Origin of the sequence: Advenella kashmirensis WT001 (assembly GCF_000219915.2) — a bacterium.
In the GTDB taxonomy this organism is placed as follows: Bacteria; Pseudomonadota; Gammaproteobacteria; order Burkholderiales; family Burkholderiaceae_B; genus Advenella; species Advenella kashmirensis.
Genome location: NC_017964.1, coordinates 2857153 through 2877419 on the forward strand (window position 1 = coordinate 2857153; position 20267 = coordinate 2877419).

A 20267-nucleotide genomic window follows, 5' to 3' on the forward strand; every position below is an offset into this window, starting at 1 on the left:
CCCGACAAGCAAGACGCGAGATTATTTGCGGGTCTCGATATTGCCAACATCACGAGCCGAGTAGCCGGTATACAACTGGCGTGGACGGCCGATTTTGTAATCGGGATCAGACAGCATTTCGTTCCACTGCGCAATCCAGCCCACTGTACGAGCCAGCGCAAAAATCGCGGTGAACAGTGATGTTGGGATGCCAATGGCGCGCTGCACGATACCTGAGTAGAAATCGACGTTCGGGTACAGCTTGCGCTCGACGAAGTAAGGATCTTCCAGAGCGATGCGTTCGACTTCCATCGCCAGCTTGAACAATGGATCGTCTTGCAGACCCAGCGATTCGAGCACTTCCTTGCAGGTTTCCTGCATCAGCTTGGCGCGCGGATCGTAGTTTTTGTAAACGCGATGGCCAAAACCCATCAGACGCACGCCTGAGTTCTTGTCCTTCACTTTTTCCATGAACTCGCCAACTTTCTCGATACCGCCGTTGGCTTGCAAATCTTCCAGCATTTTCAGGCAGGCTTCGTTGGCGCCGCCATGAGCTGGGCCCCACAGGCAAGCCACGCCGGCAGCAATCGCCGCAAAAGGATCAGTACCCGAAGAACCGCAAAGCCGCACGGTCGACGTAGAAGCGTTCTGCTCATGGTCGGCATGCAGAATGAAAATGCGGTCAAGCGCACGCTCTACCACATCGTTGACTTTGTATTCTTCGCAAGGCGTAGCGAACATCATGCGCAGGAAGTTGCCTGTATAGGACAGGTTGTTCTGCGGATAGATATAAGGCTGACCCAAAGAATACTTATATGCCATGGCCACCAGCGTTGGCATTTTCGCAATCAGTCGAATCGCTGAAATATGACGGTGCTCGGGGTTGGTTATATCGGTAGAATCGTGGTAGAACGCGGAAAGCGCGCCAACCAGGCCAGTTAGCACAGCCATCGGGTGGGCGTCACGGCGAAAGCCGCGCAGGAAAAAATGCAGCTGCTCGTTGACCATTGTGTGGTGCGTTACTGTCTGGTCAAAGTCTTCTTTCTGCGCTGAATTGGGCAACTCTCCGTTCAGGATCAAGTAGCAGATATCCAGGAAACTGCAATTGACTGCCAATTGCTCTATAGGATATCCGCGGTACAGCAATTCGCCTTTCTCACCATCAATATAGGTGATTGCTGATTCGCAGGCCGCTGTGGACATGAAGCCGGGATCATAGGTAAACATGTCGGTCTGGCTGTACAGCTTGCGGATGTCGATTACATCCGGTCCTACCGTGCCCTTGTAAATAGGCAGCTCAATCTTCGTAGAATCATCTGAAAAGCTCAGAATCGCTTTCTTGTCAGAGAGGTTCATTTAACATCCTTAAGAAAAAACCAGACTTCGGTCTGCCTGCTATCCCTGCCGCATCAAGTCGATAAGGCGTTGTATATTAGGCGTATCATAGATACCTTCCGGATTGGCACGGTCAAGAAGAATATCAAGCAGACTGTTGTCATCAAGTTCAAAAAGCTGGGTGAGCGACGAGACATCCTCGTCAGTCAACTCCTGTTCATAACGATCCAGAAATTTGGTAATAATCAGATCGTTTTCAAGCAGTCCCCGGCGGCTCGCCAGCGAAGGCGTGCCCGTTCCAGTTCGTTTAGTGTGGTCATTTTTGATCAGACCGCACGACGAACCATCAGTTCCTTGATCTTGCCAATTGCCTTGGTCGGATTCAGCCCTTTCGGACATACGTCGGCGCAATTCATAATGGTATGGCAACGGAACAAACGGTATGGATCATTCAGATTGTCAAGACGGGCATTGGTGTCCTCGTCGCGACTGTCTGCAATAAACCGGTAAGCCTGAAGCAATCCGGCAGGGCCGACAAATTTGTCAGGGTTCCACCAGAATGAAGGACAGGAAGTCGAGCAGCACGCGCACAGAATACATTCATACAGACCATCAAGTTCTTCGCGGGCTTCGGGCGATTGCAGGCGCTCTTTTTCCGGCGGCGGCGTCTCGTTGACCAGATACGGACGCACGGAATGGTACTGGTTAAAGAAGTGCGTCATATCCACGATCAGATCGCGAATAACCGGCAGACCAGGCAGCGGGCGCAGAACAATCGGCTCTTTGAGCTCGTTCAGATTGGTCGTGCATGCCAGACCGTTGCGGCCATTGATGTTCATGGCATCGGAGCCACACACACCTTCACGGCAGGAACGACGGATGGCCAGGCTGTCATCAACGTCATTCTTGATACGGATAATGGCGTCCAGCAGCATCTTGTCTGTCGGTTGCAGTTCCACTTCCAGTTTCTGCATGTAGGGACGCTCGTCCTTGTCAGGATCGTAACGGTAAATCTCGAATTTCATGATACGTTTTGTGCTCATAATACTCTGCTTAGAATGTACGTGCTTTTGGAGGGAACGACTCGACGGTCAGCGGCTTCATATGCACTGGTTTGTACTCCAGGCGATTATCAGCAGAGTGCCATAACGTGTGCTTGAGCCAGTTCACATCATCACGTTCAGGATGATCATTCAGGGCATGCGCGCCGCGGCTTTCGGTACGGTTCGCTGCCGACTGGATCGTGGCGCGTGCCACTTCAGTCATATTGGCCAGTTCCAGGGCTTCGACACGTGCCGTGTTGAAGACTTTGGACTTATCATCAAACTTGACATGCTTGGCCTGCTCGGCCAGCTCATCGATCTGACCGACGCCTTCCCTGAGCAGCTCTAGGGTACGGAACACACCGCAGTGACGCTGCATGGAAGCGCGAATGCTGTTACCCACGTCCTGTACTTTTTCGCCTGTTGTACGCGACTCCAGTTCATTGACGCGTGACAGAGAGAAGTCCAGAGACTCTTTGGGCAGATCCTGATGCGACATCTGGCGCTCCAGATGCGACTCCACAATACGGTTACCCGCTGCGCGACCAAAGACCACCAGGTCCAGCAGTGAGTTGGTACCCAGGCGGTTGGCGCCATGCACAGAGACGGCAGCACATTCGCCGATCGCATACAGGCCATTGACGATTTTTTCTTCGCCGTTTTCCCAGGTAACCACTTCGCCATGATAGTTGGCCGGAATACCGCCCATCTGGTAATGGATGGTAGGTACCACGGGAATCGGTTCCTTGATGGGGTCCACGTTACCGAACTTGATAGCGATCTCGCGAATGGACGGCAGGCGCTTGTTGATGACATCTGCACCCAGGTGATCCAGCTTGAGCACGACATAGCTGCCATCAGGACCGCAACCACGGCCTTCCTTGATTTCCTGGTCCATTGAACGCGATACAAAGTCGCGCGGCGCCAGGTCTTTGAGGGTTGGCGCATAGCGCTCCATGAACCGCTCGCCATCTTTGTTCAACAGGATACCGCCTTCGCCGCGCACCCCTTCGGTAATAAGCACGCCGGCACCGGCCACGCCGGTGGGGTGAAACTGCCAGAATTCCATGTCCTGCAGACAGATACCGGCACGGGCAGCCATGCCCAGGCCGTCGCCTGTATTGATGAAAGCATTGGTGGAGGCCTGCCAGATACGGCCGGCACCACCGGTAGCCAGTACGACCGCCTTGGCTTCCAGGATATAGACCTCACCGGTTTCCATTTCGAGCGCGGTAACGCCCACGACATCGCCGGCGTCGTTGCGCAACAGATCCAGCGCCATCCATTCCACGAAGAACTGGGTGCGCGCGGCAACGTTACGCTGATATAAGGTATGCAACAGCGCGTGTCCGGTACGGTCAGCCGCAGCACAGGCGCGCTGTACGGGTTTCTCGCCGAAGTTGGCGGTGTGACCGCCGAAAGGACGCTGATAAATCGTGCCATTGGCATTACGGTCAAACGGCATGCCGAAGTGTTCAAGTTCGTAAACCGCATGAGGCGCCTGACGGCACATGAACTCAATGGCGTCCTGGTCGCCCAGCCAGTCTGATCCCTTGACGGTATCGTACATATGCCAGTACCAGTTGTCTTCGCTCATATTGCCCAGCGAAGCACCGATACCGCCCTGTGCGGCGACCGTATGGGAACGGGTTGGAAAAACCTTGGAAAGGACGGCGACGGATAATCCGGCCTGAGCCAATTGAAGGGAGCAGCGCATGCCGGACCCGCCGGCACCTACAACCACTACATCAAACTGGCGGCGCGGTAATGATGAATTGATAGCGACCACGGCTTATAAACTCCAGACAATTTTTGCGAAATACAGGATGGCGGCAATCAGCCACAGGATAGTGAGCACCTGCAACGTCAGTCGGACACCTACGGGCTTGACGTAATCCATCCAGATATCGCGCACGCCGATCCACGCATGCCAGGCAAGCGAGAAAAACGCCAGCGTTGCGGCAATCTGCCCGACGGGCAGGCCCCAACAGGAGAACGTAAAGAAACCCTTCCAGGATTCGTAGTTAATGGGGGTGAACAGCGCAGCAATCAGGAAAATGACTGAATACACAGCCAGAATCACGGCTGTAATACGCTGTACGATGAAATCCTTGATACCGTAGCCGGCACCCACAACCAGCCGCTTAGTACCTACCAGTTCCTTGGCCATCAGATCGCTCCAAACATTTTAACGGCGAACACCAGGGTCAGCGCCAGGCTGACTCCCATTACCACGGCAGCGCTTTTCTGTGCCGAGACCTTGTCGATTCCGATATGCAGGTCAAGAACCAGATAGCGGATGCCGGCGCACAGGTGATGCATGAAGCCCCAAAGCAAAACCAGCAAGATCAGCTTGAGAATGAGACCACCCGCCCCGCTGCCCAACGATGCAAAACTTTCCGGCGAAGCCACGCTGGCTGCAAAAAGTGGGATCAGGATGATGGGAAGACTGAGAAAAAGCAGAGCGCCACTGATTCGATGCAAAATAGACACTTTGCCGGCGGCCGGCAGGTGGTATTTTGTAATCTGGGCAATATCGATATTACGATATTGCGGGCGCTGTTTTGACGGGGTGTCTGACATAACGGCCTCTAGGAAACAAACTACAACAAATTAAAAATAAAAAACGCACGTGAAAAGGCGAAGAACCGCTGGCCGGTCCTCGCACATTCAGATCGAATTAGTTTAAACCATTTCGATAATGATAATGTTCTGTAACATATAAACCGCGGCGAATCTCCATGGGTCTGTCCCCATAGGTGTAGGACACGCGATTGACCTGCAGCAGCGGTGTACCTTGTCCGACTTTGAGCAGCCCGGCAGTTTCTTCATCACAGGCCACGGCCTTGAGCTTTTCATCGGCGCGAACCATGTTTACACCGAACTCCGTCTCGAAAAAACCGTATAGCGGACCGTTCATTGCCTGAAGCTTTTCAATACTCAAGCCCTTGAATGCATCTCCCGGAAGCCAGATCTCATCGAGCACCGTGGGAACCGCACCAAAGGACATGATTCGCCGGATATAGATCACAGAATCGCTGCCACGCAGCAAAAGCACACGGGCCACATCCTGCGTCGCACGCTGGCGAGTGCACTGTAGATAGACACTTTGGGCACGCGCCGCATTTTCTTCGCTATCGGATTTTAACCTTAAAAAACGATAACGAACCTGCGCCTCATGGTGCGTAGCAACAAATGTTCCCTTGCCCTGGCGACGAATCAGCAGATTCTCGGCCGCCAGCTCGTCTATCGCCTTGCGCACGGTGCCCTGGCTGACCTGAAAGCGCGCTGCAAGTTCAAGTTCGCTGGGGATACTTTCACCCGGCTTCCATTCGCCTTCGTGCAGACTATGGACCAGCAGGTCTTTGATCTGTTTGTACAAAGGGCTGAATGCCGCAGCAGACGATTTCAACGAAGGGGTTGGGATTTCAGACATGTTCTATGAACAAATTAAAACCTGCTTATTATCTCATATTGCAAGCAGAATTGTCTATTCTTATATAAGATATAAGTTATAAGACAATTTGACGATACCGCAGATTTCTACTAAGCTTTAGCGTTAAAATCACTTCAAATATATTCATTTTTTTCCCCTTATTTATTGGAGATCCCTATGTCCAAACCCGCCGTACGTGTCGCCGTCACGGGCGCCGCCGGTCAGATCGGCTACGCTCTGCTTTTCCGCATTGCATCAGGCGAAATGCTTGGTAAAGACCAGCCCGTTATTCTGCAACTGCTGGAAATTCCCGACGAAAAAGCGCAAAAGGCCCTCAAAGGGGTCATCATGGAACTGGATGACTGCGCCTTCCCATTGCTGCAGGAAATTACTGCTCACAGCGACCCCAAGACCGCATTCAAAGATGCTGATATCGCTCTGCTGGTTGGCGCACGTCCGCGCGGCCCCGGCATGGAGCGCAAAGATCTGCTCAAGGTCAACGCACAAATTTTCACAGCCCAAGGCAAGGCCCTCAATGAAGTGGCCAGCCGTAATGTGAAAGTGCTGGTTGTCGGCAACCTGCCAATACCAACGCCTATATTGCCATGAAATCTGCGCCGGATCTGCCTGCGAAGAACTTTACCGCAATGCTGCGCCTGGATCACAACCGTGCCCTTACCCAACTGGCGCAAAAATCCGGCAAGGCCGTCAAGGATATTGAAAAACTGGTGGTCTGGGGCAATCACTCTCCCACCATGTACCCTGACATCCGCTTTGCCACCGTTGGTGGCGAAGGCCTGGAAAAACTCATCAACGACGATGCGTGGAACAAGGATACGTTCATCCCTACCGTGGGCAAACGCGGCGCCGCCATCATCGAAGCGCGCGGCCTGTCTTCTGCGGCATCGGCAGCCAATGCAGCCATTGACCACGTTCGTGACTGGGTCCTGGGCAGCAACGGCAAATGGGTCACCATGGGTGTTCCATCTGACGGCTCTTATGGCATTCCCGAAGGCATTATCTACGGCGTGCCGGTCATTACGGAAAACGGCGAGTACACGGTTGTCAAAGACCTGGAAATTAACGAATTTTCCCGTGAACGCATGGACTTTACCCTGAACGAGCTGCTCGAAGAACGCGACGGCGTAGCCGATCTGCTGGGCTGATCCATTGATATACAAATAGCCACGATGTCGTGGCTATTTTTTTAACTGTACTGCGACCCAAACACGACCACGTCCCGCAACCGGTGACCATGATCTTCTGAAAGACAGTGTTCAATCGCACAGGCGCAGATTCTCTTTCTGCATAGCAAATGTATTCGAAGACTGTATGTCGAGCATTGTGTCCGCAGGTGAGCGCTTTGGCCAGGCCCTCTCCAAAGAAACACTGCTGCAGATGATCGGCGTAGAAGAACCCGGCAGCGCCGGCGTGGGTATGGTACTGTATCCCCTGTCGGCTTTTCGTGCCATAAGCAGGGCAGCGCAGAACGCCTACACCACCGTCAGCCACGATGGCCATCAGAAAAGCCCTTTCGAGCAGACGCAGACACGCGACGAGCTTCACGATCGCATCGGCCAGCACAATTCTGAACAGGAGCTTGACGCCCTGTTCGCCAGCAAAAGATAATATTTCACAATAGTCAGGAGATTCATCATGTCTACAAAAGCGACCAAGCCAACAAAAGCCAGCAAAACCGCCAACGCGACAGCCTCTGCCGCAACCCCGGCTACCGGAGACAATCCTGCCGGTTTCAAGCCGAAAAAGTCTGTTGCCCTTTCCGGCGTGGTCGCCGGCAACACGGCCATCTGCACAGTGGGACGCAGCGGCAACGACCTGAATTACCGCGGCTATGACATTCTTGACCTGGCAGACTCCAGCGAGTTTGAAGAGATCGCGCATCTGCTCATCCATGGCAAACTGCCCACGCAGGCTGAACTGACCGCCTACAAGCAGAAGCTCAAACGCTATCGTGGCCTGCCCGCCAACCTGCAAACCGTGCTTGAATCGCTGCCCGCCCATAGTCATCCGATGGATGTCATGCGCACCGCCGTTTCAGTCCTGGGCTGCACCCTGCCCGAAAAGGACGATCACAACATAGCCGACGCCCGCGACATCGCCGACAGGCTGATGGCCAGCCTGGGCTCTGCCCTGCTCTACTGGTATCACTTCAGCCATAACGGCCGCATCATTGATGTGCAAACGGACGACGACAGCATTGGCGGACATTTCCTGCACCTGCTGCATGGCGAGAAACCATCAAAAGAATGGGTTCGCGCCATGCACACATCGCTCATTCTGTACGCTGAACATGAATTCAACGCCTCTACATTTACCGGTCGCGTTGTTGCCGGCACGGGTTCGGATATGTTCTCGGCCATTACCGGCGCCATTGGCGCGCTGCGTGGACCAAAACACGGCGGCGCCAACGAAGTGGCGTTTGAAGTGCAGAAACGCTATGACACGCCTGACGAGGCCGAAGCCGATATTCGCAAGCGTGTAGAAAACAAGGAAGTGATTATCGGATTCGGTCACCCGGTGTACACCATATCCGACCCGCGCAATGTGGTGATCAAGCGGGTGGCAAAAAAACTCTCCCAGGATGCAGGCACCACCAAGATGTTCGACATTGCCGAAAGACTGGAAACAGTGATGATGGACATCAAAAAGATGTTTCCGAACCTGGACTGGTTCTCTGCGGTGTCCTACCACATGATGGGCATTCCTACATCGATGTTTACCCCGCTGTTTGTCATTGCGCGTACAGCAGGCTGGTCAGCTCACATTATTGAACAGCGCATCGACAACAAGATCATCCGGCCGACCGCCAATTACACCGGTCCGGACGATCGGAAGTTCGTACCGCTGTCCAAACGCAAATAATCACGACCGTATTATTTATATTGTGTGACGGGGAACTACATGTCCAGTCCTATTTTGAATGTCCGTCCTGAACCCGATCAGGTACTTGTCGATATTGTCGACTACGTGCTCAACTACAAGATTACCAGCGATGATGCGTATGAAACGGCGCGCAACTGCCTGATCGATACATTGGGCTGCGGGCTGGAAGCGCTGGAATACCCGGCATGCCGCAAGCTGCTGGGTCCCATCGTGCCGGGCACTACGGTGCCCAATGGCGCCAAGGTGCCCGGCACCCAATTTGCGCTGGATCCGGTACAGGCGGCGTTCAATATCGGCGCCATGATTCGCTGGCTTGACTTTAATGACACCTGGCTTGCTGCAGAATGGGGCCATCCATCGGACAACCTGGGTGGCATTCTGGCCACGGCCGACTGGCTCTCGCGCAACGCAGTAGCCGCCGGCAAGGCGCCGCTGACCATGCGCGACGTGCTTACAGGCATGATCAAGGCGCATGAAATCCAGGGGTGCATAGCCCTTGAAAATTCGTTCAACAAAGTAGGCCTGGACCATGTCGTTCTGGTCAAAGTGGCCTCTACCGCGGTGGTCGCGCACATGCTCGGCCTGACGCGCGAGGAAATCATCAACGCCGTATCGCTGGCGTGGGTGGATGGTCAAAGCCTTCGCACCTATCGTCACGCCCCCAATGCAGGCAGTCGTAAATCCTGGGCTGCCGGCGACGCTACCAGTCGCGCCGTGCGCCTGGCATTGATCGCCAAAACAGGCGAAATGGGTTACCCATCGGTCCTGACGGCCAAAACCTGGGGCTTTTATGATGTGCTGTTCAACGGGCAGCCGTTCAAGTTCCAGCGCCCCTATGGCAGCTACGTCATGGAAAACGTGCTGTTCAAGATCTCGTTCCCGGCTGAGTTTCATGCGCAGACAGCAGTTGAATGCGCCATGCAGATTCATGATCAGCTCAAGACCGCCGGCAAGACTGCAGACGATATCAGGAAAATTACGATCCGCACCCACGAAGCGTGTATCCGCATCATCGACAAAAAAGGTCCGCTCAATAACCCGGCTGATCGCGATCACTGCATTCAATACATGGTCGCCGTGCCCCTGCTGTTTGGCCGCCTCACTGCCGGAGACTACGAGGACGAAATCGCTGCTGACCCACGTATCGACGCATTGCGCGAAAAAATCGAATGCGTCGAGGACCCTGCCTTCACGCGCGATTATCATGATCCCGAGCAGCGTTCCATCGCCAATGCCCTGACGGTTGAATTTACCGATGGCAGCAAGCTGGATGAGGTCGTCTGCGAATACCCGATAGGTCACAAACGTCGCCGTAAAGAAGGCATCCCGCTGCTGGAGGCCAAATTCCGCATCAACCTGGCACGGGCGTTTCCAGACAAGCAACAGGAGAACATCCTGGCGGCCTCGCTGGATCAGAAAACGCTTGAAGCCATGCCTGTCCACGAGTACGTGGACATGTATGTCATTTAAATGGGCTGACGCATCGGAGCATTGAACTGCGACACGGAGAGCGCCCATAAAGCGCTCCCGGAGCTTGCCGACCCTGCGGCGCCCGACAAGCGCAGGGCTCGCTCATGGGTATTGTTCGACATGCCTCTTTTGCTGCTGTGGCTGTTACCCGGCACCATCCCCAGGCAACCCGCTGTCATTCGGCAAACGCGCTGCACCGGCGGGAAATATCACCACCGGGCCATCTCCCTACCCTCTTTACCAGAAAATTCGCTTACTATTAAAGGATTCGCCATTCACTTTTGCCATACCATTTGCCTGCCATGTTTCATCCTTATATCGCGACGGCGCTGCCGTTTATCCTGAGACCTGCCTGGTCGCCTGTCTTGTTATTGCCGTTGCCTCCATTTTGTATCTGGCCTTTGTCTCGCTCAAGGAGACCAACGCCCTGCTTAAACACCCTTATCTGACACAGCAACCGTTTAACCGCTACCCACTGGGGATCCGCGGGGCGATTTTGCTGGATTATTTTCTGCGTCTGTTTCTGCCCAACAGCACCGTGTGGCTCGCCGGCCATGCCAATATCCTGCTGGCGCATGTCAACCCCAAAACGGTTCCGCTGCGCATTCGCTGGCCACTGCTTGGCCTGTGGGGCGCATGCCTGTTGGGTATTGTTCTGATGATTATCTTCTGGGGCCTGATGCTGACGGCCAAACAATAATACCCGTTACTGCGGCGCAGCGCCCTGCGCTTGCGACCGCTCATAAAAAAGGATTGCCGATGACCTTGCACATTACCCACAGGCCCGACGCGGGCCGCATCGAAACTACCGTTGAGAACAGCCTTTGCTACATTGACTATCGGCTGCAGGCGCCGGTCATGCATATATTGCACACCATTGTGCCCGATGCTGTCGGCGGGCGAGGCATTGCTGGCCAGCTGACCGAGTTCGCCCTGGATCTGGCGCGCGATAATGGCTGGAAAATCAATCCGGTCTGTAGCTACACGGCAGCCTATTTCCAACGCCATCCGGAACTGCAGCCGCTTCGCGCCTGAAGCAACGTGCTGCAAATGGTCGCTGTAAATACCAATCCAGCCTCATCGGCGCTGTAGCACAGTGCCGCTACGCAACATATACCAAAAAGGCCTTGTGCCATACGCAAAGCGTTCAAACACAAAGCCTTTGATCTTCTGCTTTCTCACGACCGCAAATATAATTGCGGTCGTTCTGTTTCTATTTAACGCCCAACCGTGGCCAGCCAGTTCGTTCAGTTGGTGACCTTCAGGTTCAGCTGCTGCACCGCCTTGATAATACCCTGCGGGTTGCCCATCTGCGTTTGCATGACAAATGTCATAAGCTGCAGGGGCGGATTGGGGCTGGCCTGCACATTCAGGCTCTTGGCCTCGTTCTTCATGAAACGGCTGACCGCAGTGCAAACACCTTCGGGATCTGCGATCCCCAGCGTCGGCGCTTGCTGACGGCAGTCGCTTTCTGATTTGGCCAGGCGGGCGTCAAACGCCTCTTTCTGTTGCGCTGTCGGTTTGCCGTCTACCGGCGCCACGCCCTGCTGCACCTTTACTACGCGCGGCATCAGGCCGGCGTCGTCAAACTTGATATTCAATTGCCGTATGGTGACGGGCGAGAGCGCACTGATCAGCAGCAGCGGATTGGATTTGAGCTCTTCTTCGCGGGTACGAACGGTATTGACCAGTTCGACGATTTTATCGGCTTTGAGCACCAGGTTGATATTGCCCACCTCTGGCTGATTCAGAGTGACATCGTAGTCGGATGTATCCTGTTTTTCGTTCAGCGTACCCTTGAGCCGTCCGTCCAGTAAGGGCAGGCTGTCATAGCCCAGTTGACCTGCCTTTTCCATCAACGCCGCGCGAAACGGACTATTGCCGGTCTCGTCAGCCAGCCCCGAAAAGGCGAAGTCCACTTTTTGGTTGTCGCTGCCGGTCTGCAGTTCATGCACCGTGACGTTTTTGATGGTAAAAAACTTTGCCGGGTCATCCTTGCGCACCACCTTGACGTCATGCAGGGAACCGTTACCCAGTATGGACGCGTCCAGCGAGCCCCAGGTCACGTTATTCTGGATGTCGTTTTCGACCAGATAGGCGTTGAGTTTTTTCTCAATCTGGGTTTTGGCGTAGTAATTGGCGCCGAACCAGGCGGCCGCAGCGGCTGCTGCGACCACCGCAATAGTACCAACGGCAAGTGTGAACTTCTTTGTTGCGGCCATTTTGTTTCCTTACGATTCGTTGAGCGGCGGCAAACCGCATCTGACTGCTGTCAGCCTGACACAGAATTGAAAACCCGCTGTCGGCCGAAGGAGATTGTAACGGGTTTCGCCCTCTGCTGCAGTGTGGCTCTCAGTCTTATGTCTTATATAAGACATTTGCTAATATAGCGCTAAACCCTTATAATGATAGGCGAAAATCATTTCCCTCCTCCTCTATTTCAAGGGTCTTATATGTTGGAATCCTATCGTCAGCACGCCGCAGAACGCGATGCGCTGGGCATCCCTCCGCTACCTCTTTCGGCAAAGCAAACGGCAGAACTCATTGAACTGCTCAAGGCGCCGCCCGCCGGGCAAGAGGCTTTTCTGCTTGATCTGATTACCCACCGCGTACCGGCTGGTGTTGACGATGCCGCCAAAGTCAAGGCGTCTTACCTGGCTGCCGTGGCCTTTGGTACAGAAAAATGCACCCTTATTTCCGATGAAAAAGCCACTGAACTGCTCGGCACTATGCTGGGCGGCTACAACATCAGCCCCCTGGTTGACCTGCTGGACAACGCAAAACTGGGTACGCTGGCCGCCGAAGCATTGAAAAAAACCCTGCTGGTATTCGACGCATTTCATGATGTCCAGGAAAAAGCCGAAAAAGGCAACGCCAACGCCAAGGCCGTATTGCAAAGCTGGGCCGATGCCGAATGGTTCACCAGCCGCCCTGAGGTGCCGGAAAGCCTGACCATTACCGTTTTCAAAGTCACCGGCGAAACCAATACCGATGACCTGTCTCCGGCGCCCGACGCCTGGAGCCGTCCGGATATCCCGCTGCACGCCCTGGCCATGCTGAAAAATCCGCGCGAAGGCATTGAGCCTCAGGAGCCGGGCAAAATCGGTCCTATCAGCCAATTGAACGAACTCAAGGCAAAAGGCAATTTGGTTGCTTACGTCGGAGACGTGGTCGGTACCGGTTCTTCACGTAAATCGGCCACCAACTCCGTGCTGTGGTTCACCGGCCAGGACATTCCTTTTGTGCCAAACAACGCTTTGGCGGCGTCTGTCTGGGCAGCAAGATCGCCCCCATTTTCTACAACACGATGGAAGATGCCGGCGCGCTGCCGATCGAACTGGACGTCTCCGACATGAACATGGGCGATGTTGTGGAACTGCGCCCCTACGAAGGCAAGGCCCTGAAAGACGGCAAGGTGATCGCCGAATTCAAGGTCAAGTCCGAAGTACTGTTTGACGAAGTGCGCGCCGGTGGCCGTATTCCCCTCATTATTGGTCGTGGCCTGACCGCCAAGGCCCGTGAAGCGCTGGGTCTGCCTGCATCTACCCTGTTTCGCCTGCCGGTTGACCCCGCAGATTCGGGCAAAGGCTACACTCTGGCCCAGAAAATGGTCGGCCGTGCTGTGGCCTTCCTGAAGGCACCGGTGTTCGCCCTGGCACATACTGTGAGCCGAAAATGACATCAGTGGGCAGCCAGGACACGACCGGCCCCATGACCCGTGACGAGCTTAAGGATCTGGCCTGCCTGGGCTTTTCTGCAGATCTGGTCATGCAGTCTTTCTGCCATACCGCAGCCTATCCGAAACCCGTAGACGTCAAAACCCACCACGAGTTGCCTGACTTTATCAGTGATCGCGGTGGTATTGCGCTGCGTCCCGGCGACGGTATCATCCACTCATGGCTCAATCGCATGCTGCTGCCCGATACAGTGGGTACTGGCGGTGATTCGCACACACGCTTCCCGATCGGCATCAGTTTCCCTGCCGGCTCCGGTCTGGTCGCCTTTGCCGCAGCCACCGGCGTCATGCCCCTGGATATGCCCGAATCAGTGCTGGTCCGATTCAAGGGCAAGATGCAACCCGGCGTCACCTTGCGTGACCTGGTCAATGCCATTCCCCTGTATGCCATCAAGAATGGCCTGCTAACCGTTGCCAAACAGGGTAAGAAAAACATTTTCTCCGGCCGCATTCTGGAAATCGAAGGTCTGCCCGATCTTAAAATCGAACAGGCATTCGAACTGTCGGATGCATCGGCAGAACGCTCTGCTGCCGGTTGTACCGTGCGTCTGAATAAAGAACCCATTATCGAATATCTGAACAGCAATATCACATTGCTCAAATGGATGATCGCCAATGGCTACGAAGACGAGCGCTCTCTGGGCCGTCGCATTAAAGCCATGGAAGCGTGGCTTGCCAATCCGCAATTGCTCGAACCTGATGCCAACGCCGAATATGCTGCGGTCATCGAGATCGACCTGGCCGATGTGCACGAGCCTATTGTTGCCTGCCCGAACGACCCGGACGACGTCAAAACCCTGTCGGATGTGGCCGGTGCGAAAATTGACGAAGTGTTTATCGGCAGCTGCATGACCAACATCGGACACTTCCGCGCCGCTTCCAAGCTGCTTGAAGGCAAACGCGATATTCCGGTGAAACTGTGGGTTGCTCCACCGACCAAAATGGACCAGAAGCAACTGACCGAAGAAGGCCACTATGGCGTACTTGGGGTCGCTGGCGCCCGCATGGAAATGCCGGGTTGCTCGCTGTGCATGGGTAACCAGGCACAGGTGCGCGAAGGCGCAACCGTCATGTCTACCAGTACCCGTAACTTCCCTAACCGCCTGGGCAAGAACACTTTCGTGTACCTGGGTTCTGCCGAACTGGCCGCCATCTGCTCGCGTCTGGGCAAAATTCCGACGCGCGAAGAATACATGGCCGACATGGGCATTATCGACAAGAACAGCGAAAGCATTTACCGCTATATGAACTTCGACCAAATCGAAGACTTCAAGGAAATTGCCGATTCTGTTGGCATCTGATCATTCGGTCATCGCTCTGCCTTCGGGGTTGAGCGGCATAAAGCCGGCACGCTTGCGTGTCAATCAACCCGGTACACAGTACCGGGTTTTTTTGTCTCATTTTTATGATGGTCTCTTGCCGCCGCTTCATCGACGGCACGCCAGTGCTGTACCATAGCCCTGTTGCGCCTGGCGCCGCTAAGGACCGCCTTTGGTTCATGCAGCGCGAATACCCGCTGACCGACCTTTTTTCGGATACGCTATCATGCATCTTGATCACCCCATCCCCATTCTGCGCATTTTCTCCATCCCGCTTGCCCAGACGTTCTACCTGGATTTTCTGGGCTTTGAAAAGCGCTGGGAGCATCGCTTTGCGCCTGACCTGCCGTTATACATGGAGATTGCCCGTGACAGCCTGGTGCTGCACTTGAGCGAACACTTTGGCGACGGCACGCCGGGTAGCGCCGTTTTCCTGCCCATGGAAGGGATCCACGCGCTGCAGCAAGAACTGATCAGCAAGAAAGCGTCATTTGCACGCCCGGGCGTAACCAAAGAATCATGGGGTTTCACCATGAATATTGCAGACCCTTTCGGCAACCACCTAAGGTTTTGCGAGCAGCACCATGAACACGGCTGACGTGACAGATTTATACCCTTCGCAAAAAAAGCCTGCGAGCCGTATCAACCACCGGATGTGCATAGCTGCGCTGCCATCCTGACTGCGCGGCGAGCCTTTATTGGCGCTGTATTGGTGAGCTGGCCATAACAGTTTTGCGGCAAAAACCACCTTTGGCTCACAAATTCGGCACTTTTGCATCAATCGCTTGAAAAGCCGCGCCGGTGGTGGTGTAATCAACAGCATACTTTACCAGATAGACGCTTTATACGAATTAACAAAATTTCTATAAACATGTCTTTTACACAAGACTTGCGGTTCTGTATGGGTTAAAGCCATTCCTGTGATGCCGGGCTGTGCCAGTGCGCAACCTGCGCCTCATCTATCAGTCCGAACAATTCCAACCGTCATTATGAACCGAGTTCCTTTTCAATTTTCCCAACGTGCTACGCAACTGACCAGCTCCGCGATCCGCGAGATCCTGAAAATTACCGAACGTCCTGACGTTACGTCGTTCGCGGGCGGCCTGCCCTCACATCTGGGTTTCCCCACCGAACAGATCCGCGCCGCATACGACAAGGTACTGTCTGAGTCCCCAAAGGTGGCTTTGCAATACGGACCGACCGAAGGCTACCGACCACTACGCGAGTGGGTCGTCAGCGACTTCCAGGCGCGCGGCACACAGATCGACGTTGACGAGGTGCTTATCGTTTCCGGTTCCCAGCAGGCGCTGGATCTGATCGGCAAACTGCTGATTGATCCGGGCAGCAAAGTGCTGGTCGAATCTCCCAGCTATCTGGCGCGCTTCAGTCATTCTCACTGTTCGAACCCGTTTATGAGCCAGTGGCTACCGATGATGGCGGCCTGATACCTGAAGACATCAGCGACGAGAAAGCCGACGGCGCCCGCTTTATCTACTGCCTGCCCAACTTTCAGAATCCGACCGGTCGCACCATGGATCTGGAACGCCGCCAGGCACTGGTCGAGCGCTGTGCCCGCCTGAACGTGCCCATTGTCGAAGACGACCCTTACGGCGAATTGCGCTACGTGGGCGAACCGTTGCCCGGGCTGCTGCATCTGGGGCGCCAGGCCGGCGCGACCGTCTTGCGCATGGGCTCTTTTTCCAAGGTGCTGGCCCCTGGTATGCGCCTGGGATACTTGGTAGCGCCACGCGAAATCATTGCCAAACTGGTGCAAATCAAACAGGCGACCGACCTGCACACCGCGACGGTGACCCAAATGGCCGTATACGAAACCATCAAGGATGGTTTCCTGAACACGCATCTGCCCAAGGTGCGCGAGCTGTATCGCAATCAGTGCCAGTACATGCTCGACGCCATGGACGAGCACTTTCCCAAGTCGGCCAAATGGACCCGCCCCACCGGTGGCATGTTTATCTGGGTTAAAGTGGACGACAAATTCGACACGACCCAGGCGCTGGCCCAGGCCGTTGAACAGTACAAAGTGGCCTATGTGCCGGGGGAACCTTTCTACCCCAACGTCAATGCGCCAAAAAACACGCTGCGCTTAAGTTTCGTGACCGTAACCGAAGAAAAAATCCGGGCGGGTATTGCCGATCTGGGCAAACTCTTCACGGCATGATGCGCCCGCTCATTTAAATTCAACTGTAATATTCGAAAAAGGCGGCTATCCTGTGGGGTAGCCGCCTTTTTTGTTGCCGGTCGCACAGCTAAAAAGGAGTAAAATGATCTACACTTCATACTGTTTGTGCGGAACCGCCCCGGAGATAAAAATGTCGTTAACAAGCACCCTCAAAGAATTCAGTATCGGCAGCAACACTGCAAAATATTATTCCCTTCCCGAACTGGGCAGGCAGCTTGGCGTTGACGTCCAGTCGCTGCCGGTTTCCATTCGAATTGTGCTTGAATCGGTATTGCGCAACTGCGATGGCAAGAAAATAACCGAAGAACATGTACGCCAGCTTGCCAACTGGCAACCCGTAGCCAAGCGCGAAGACGAAATTCCTTTTGTGGTTGCCCGTGTCGTCCTGCAGGACTTTACCGGCGTGCCATTGCTGGCCGATCTTGCCGCCATGCGCGCGGTGGCCGATAAAATGGGCCGGGACCCAAAACGGATCGAACCACTGGTGCCGGTTGACCTGGTGGTGGATCACTCGGTCATGATCGACTATTTCGGCACCAAAAAAGCGCTGGATCTGAACATGAAAGTAGAGTTTCGGCGTAACCAGGAACGCTATCAGTTCATGAAATGGGGCATGCAAGCCTTCGATACCTTTGGCGTCGTGCCGCCGGGGTTTGGTATTGTTCACCAGGTCAACCTTGAATACCTGGCCCGCGGCGTCTACCAGAAAAACAATGTTTACTATCCTGATTCGCTGGTGGGTACCGACAGCCACACGACCATGATCAATGGCATTGGCGTGGTCGCCTGGGGCGTGGGCGGCATTGAGGCAGAAGCGGCCATGCTTGGCCAGCCGGTTTATTTCCTCACGCCCGATGTGATCGGGGTGGAGCTCACCGGCAAACTGCGTGGTGGTGTTACCGCGACCGATCTGGTGCTCACCCTGACCGAAATGCTGCGCCGTGAGAAGGTTGTTGGAAAATTCGTGGAGTTCTGTGGCGAAGGCACGACCACGCTGTCGGTGACCAATCGCGCCACCATAGCCAACATGGCGCCGGAATACGGCGCCACCATGGGCTTTTTCCCTGTCGACGATCACACCATTGACTACTTCAAGGGCACCGGCCGCACCGAGCAGGAAGTGATCGCGCTTGAAAATTATTTCAAGGCCCAGAACATGTACGGCATTCCCAAGGGCAAGGATATCCGCTATACCAAGCTGCTGCACCTTGACCTGTCCACCGTGGCCCCTTCCCTGGCCGGCCCCAAGCGTCCGCAAGACCGTATTGAAATCGGCAACGTCAAGGACACCTTTGCCGACCTGTTCATCAAACCGGCCATCGAAAACGGCTTTAACCAGAGCCCTGAAAAATTCGAGCAGACTTTCGAGACCAGCGCAGGCACCAAGCTCAAAAATGGCGATATCCTGATTGCCGCCATCACCTCCTGCACTAATACGTCCAATCCAAGTGTGATGCTGGCTGCGGGGCTGCTGGCCAAAAAAGCGGTACAGGCCGGCATGAAAATCTCCAGCCATATCAAGACCTCGCTGGCGCCCGGCTCCCGAGTGGTCACCGAATACCTGACGGCAACCGGCCTGCTGCCCTACCTGGACAAGCTCGGGTTTGACGTCGCGGCCTACGGCTGCACCACCTGTATTGGCAATGCGGGCGACCTGTCGGCCGATATCAACCAGTCCATCACTGAAAATGATCTGGTCTGCGCAGCCGTGCTGTCCGGCAACCGCAACTTCGAAGCCCGAATCCACCCGAATATCAAGGCCAATTTCCTGGCCTCACCTCCACTGGTGGTCGCCTATGCCCTGGCTGGCACCATCAACAAGGACCTCATGACCGAGCCGGTTGGCAAAGGCAAAAACGGCGACGTCTGGCTTGGCGACATCTGGCCGAGCGAACAGGAAGTGCAGGAACTGCTGACGGCCGCCATGCAGCCCGAAGTCTATCGACAGAATTACGCCCAGGTCAAAGCCAATCCAGGCAAGCTCTGGGAAAACATCAAGGGCGTGACCGGAGACGTCTACAATTGGCCTGAATCGACCTATATCGCCAAGCCGCCGTTCTTTGACGACTTTGAAATGACGCCGTCACCCATGCCGCCGGTCAAGAATGCCCGGGCACTGGGCATCTTTGGCGACTCGGTCACGACCGACCATATCTCGCCTGCCGGGTCCATCAAGGAAACCTCGCCTGCCGGTCGCTGGCTCAACGAGCACGGCATTATGAAAGCGGATTTCAACAGCTACGGATCACGCCGTGGCAATCACGAAATCATGATGCGCGGCACATTTGCCAACGTACGGATCAAAAATCTGATGATTCCGCCGTTGCCTACGGGTAGCCGTGTGGAAGGCGGCGAAACCCTGCACCAACCCAGTGGCGAGCAGATGTCCATTTACGATGCAGCCATGAAATACATTCAGGATGGCGTGTCCACCGTGGTGTTTGGCGGTGAAGAATACGGCACAGGTTCTTCGCGCGACTGGGCTGCCAAGGGGACTCAATTATTGGGCGTCAAGGCCGTGATTGCACGCAGCTTTGAACGCATCCACCGCAGCAATCTGGTTGGCATGGGTGTGTTGCCGCTGCAGTTCAAGGACAACGACAGTGTCGATACACTGGGCATTACCGGCACCGAAACCTTCGATATCAGCGGCTTGGAAAACGGTATCAAGGCTCAGCAGGATGTGACGCTGACCATCCGTAGGGATGACGGCAGCTCACAGGATGTCATCGTTCTGCTGCGTATTGACACACCGATTGAAGTTGATTATTACCAGAACGGCGGTATTTTGCCGTTCGTACTGCGCCAGTTGCTTTAATAGACGCCAGGGTCCGCACTGTGCTGG

General features: G+C 54.8%; 14 protein-coding genes and 4 pseudogenes. 10 read left to right on the forward strand and 8 right to left on the reverse strand.

What is annotated here, in order from left to right; genetic code table 11:
* Positions 1-21 precede the first annotated feature (21 nt).
* From TKWG_RS13400 to TKWG_RS13430, 7 genes and pseudogenes are all read right to left on the reverse strand, one after another.
* Positions 22-1335, reverse strand: a complete 1314-nt coding sequence (locus TKWG_RS13400; RefSeq protein ID WP_014751344.1) for a citrate synthase — start codon at positions 1333-1335, stop codon at positions 22-24.
* A gap of 39 nt (positions 1336-1374) precedes the next feature.
* A pseudogene (locus TKWG_RS13405) lies at positions 1375-1634 on the reverse strand (FAD assembly factor SdhE).
* A 6-nt stretch (positions 1635-1640) separates the two neighbouring features.
* The gene (locus TKWG_RS13410; protein WP_014751346.1) at positions 1641-2357 is read right to left on the reverse strand and encodes a succinate dehydrogenase iron-sulfur subunit; all 717 of its coding nucleotides are present in this window, start codon (positions 2355-2357) and stop codon (positions 1641-1643) included.
* Between the two features lie 10 nt (positions 2358-2367).
* The gene (gene sdhA / locus TKWG_RS13415) at positions 2368-4146 is read right to left on the reverse strand and encodes a succinate dehydrogenase flavoprotein subunit (RefSeq protein WP_014751347.1); all 1779 of its coding nucleotides are present in this window, start codon (positions 4144-4146) and stop codon (positions 2368-2370) included.
* Positions 4147-4149: 3 nt separating this feature from the next.
* Positions 4150-4527, reverse strand: coding sequence for a succinate dehydrogenase, hydrophobic membrane anchor protein (gene sdhD, locus TKWG_RS13420; protein WP_014751348.1), 378 nt, complete (start codon positions 4525-4527; stop codon positions 4150-4152).
* Positions 4527-4940 (reverse strand): succinate dehydrogenase, cytochrome b556 subunit, encoded by a 414-nt coding sequence (gene sdhC, locus TKWG_RS13425; protein ID WP_014751349.1) that lies wholly within the window; start codon positions 4938-4940, stop codon positions 4527-4529. Before sdhC ends, sdhD begins: the two co-directional genes overlap by 1 nt.
* Before the next feature lie 97 nt (positions 4941-5037).
* On the reverse strand, positions 5038-5793 hold the full coding sequence (locus tag TKWG_RS13430) for a GntR family transcriptional regulator (RefSeq protein WP_014751350.1): 756 nt from the start codon (positions 5791-5793) through the stop codon (positions 5038-5040).
* A gap of 177 nt (positions 5794-5970) precedes the next feature.
* Here TKWG_RS13430 and TKWG_RS13435 point away from each other — a divergent pair.
* The 6 genes and pseudogenes from TKWG_RS13435 to TKWG_RS13460 all read left to right on the forward strand — a co-directional run bounded on the left by TKWG_RS13435 (position 5971) and on the right by TKWG_RS13460 (position 11202).
* Positions 5971-6959 (forward strand): annotated as a pseudogene (locus tag TKWG_RS13435) (malate dehydrogenase).
* A gap of 166 nt (positions 6960-7125) precedes the next feature.
* On the forward strand, positions 7126-7422 hold the full coding sequence (locus TKWG_RS13440) for a beta/alpha barrel domain-containing protein (protein ID WP_014751351.1): 297 nt from the start codon (positions 7126-7128) through the stop codon (positions 7420-7422).
* Between the two features lie 27 nt (positions 7423-7449).
* On the forward strand, positions 7450-8676 hold the full coding sequence (gene prpC / locus TKWG_RS13445; protein ID WP_014751352.1) for a bifunctional 2-methylcitrate synthase/citrate synthase: 1227 nt from the start codon (positions 7450-7452) through the stop codon (positions 8674-8676).
* A gap of 39 nt (positions 8677-8715) precedes the next feature.
* Positions 8716-10167: a bifunctional 2-methylcitrate dehydratase/aconitate hydratase gene (locus tag TKWG_RS13450; protein WP_014751353.1), complete on the forward strand. Its 1452-nt coding sequence runs from the start codon at positions 8716-8718 to the stop codon at positions 10165-10167.
* A gap of 388 nt (positions 10168-10555) precedes the next feature.
* The gene (locus TKWG_RS13455; protein ID WP_238534175.1) at positions 10556-10867 is read left to right on the forward strand and encodes a hypothetical protein; all 312 of its coding nucleotides are present in this window, start codon (positions 10556-10558) and stop codon (positions 10865-10867) included.
* A 59-nt stretch (positions 10868-10926) separates the two neighbouring features.
* Entirely contained in the window at positions 10927-11202 is a 276-nt protein-coding gene (locus TKWG_RS13460) for a GNAT family N-acetyltransferase (RefSeq protein WP_014751355.1), read from the forward strand.
* A 212-nt stretch (positions 11203-11414) separates the two neighbouring features.
* Here the strand turns inward: TKWG_RS13460 and TKWG_RS13465 are convergent, their stop codons facing one another.
* A complete protein-coding gene (locus TKWG_RS13465; RefSeq protein WP_014751356.1) occupies positions 11415-12389 on the reverse strand; it encodes a hypothetical protein in 975 nt (324 codons plus the stop codon).
* 231 nt (positions 12390-12620) lie between these two features.
* Here TKWG_RS13465 and acnB point away from each other — a divergent pair.
* The 4 genes and pseudogenes from acnB to acnA all read left to right on the forward strand — a co-directional run bounded on the left by acnB (position 12621) and on the right by acnA (position 20240).
* A pseudogene (gene acnB, locus TKWG_RS13470) lies at positions 12621-15204 on the forward strand (bifunctional aconitate hydratase 2/2-methylisocitrate dehydratase).
* Positions 15205-15448: 244 nt separating this feature from the next.
* On the forward strand, positions 15449-15820 hold the full coding sequence (locus TKWG_RS13475) for a glyoxalase superfamily protein (RefSeq protein ID WP_014751360.1): 372 nt from the start codon (positions 15449-15451) through the stop codon (positions 15818-15820).
* A gap of 391 nt (positions 15821-16211) precedes the next feature.
* Positions 16212-17401 (forward strand): annotated as a pseudogene (locus tag TKWG_RS13480) (aminotransferase-like domain-containing protein).
* 151 nt (positions 17402-17552) lie between these two features.
* Complete coding sequence (gene acnA / locus TKWG_RS13485; protein ID WP_014751361.1) at positions 17553-20240, forward strand: aconitate hydratase AcnA; 2688 nt, start codon at positions 17553-17555, stop codon at positions 20238-20240.
* Positions 20241-20267 lie beyond the last annotated feature (27 nt).

What these genes read in the sequence shown, in the direction of transcription:
- TKWG_RS13440 (WP_014751351.1), top strand. Translation starts at nt 7,126, where the DNA reads ATGTCGAGCATTGTGTCCGCAGGTGAGCGCTTTGGCCAGGCCCTCTCC.
- TKWG_RS13430 (WP_014751350.1), bottom strand. Translation starts at nt 5,793, where the DNA reads ATGTCTGAAATCCCAACCCCTTCGTTGAAATCGTCTGCTGCGGCATTC.
- prpC (WP_014751352.1), top strand. Translation starts at nt 7,450, where the DNA reads ATGTCTACAAAAGCGACCAAGCCAACAAAAGCCAGCAAAACCGCCAAC.
- TKWG_RS13475 (WP_014751360.1), top strand. Translation starts at nt 15,449, where the DNA reads ATGCATCTTGATCACCCCATCCCCATTCTGCGCATTTTCTCCATCCCG.
- sdhD (WP_014751348.1), bottom strand. Translation starts at nt 4,527, where the DNA reads ATGGCCAAGGAACTGGTAGGTACTAAGCGGCTGGTTGTGGGTGCCGGC.
- acnA (WP_014751361.1), top strand. Translation starts at nt 17,553, where the DNA reads ATGTCGTTAACAAGCACCCTCAAAGAATTCAGTATCGGCAGCAACACT.
- TKWG_RS13450 (WP_014751353.1), top strand. Translation starts at nt 8,716, where the DNA reads ATGTCCAGTCCTATTTTGAATGTCCGTCCTGAACCCGATCAGGTACTT.
- TKWG_RS13465 (WP_014751356.1), bottom strand. Translation starts at nt 12,389, where the DNA reads ATGGCCGCAACAAAGAAGTTCACACTTGCCGTTGGTACTATTGCGGTG.
- TKWG_RS13460 (WP_014751355.1), top strand. Translation starts at nt 10,927, where the DNA reads ATGACCTTGCACATTACCCACAGGCCCGACGCGGGCCGCATCGAAACT.
- sdhC (WP_014751349.1), bottom strand. Translation starts at nt 4,940, where the DNA reads ATGTCAGACACCCCGTCAAAACAGCGCCCGCAATATCGTAATATCGAT.
- TKWG_RS13400 (WP_014751344.1), bottom strand. Translation starts at nt 1,335, where the DNA reads ATGAACCTCTCTGACAAGAAAGCGATTCTGAGCTTTTCAGATGATTCT.
- TKWG_RS13410 (WP_014751346.1), bottom strand. Translation starts at nt 2,357, where the DNA reads ATGAGCACAAAACGTATCATGAAATTCGAGATTTACCGTTACGATCCT.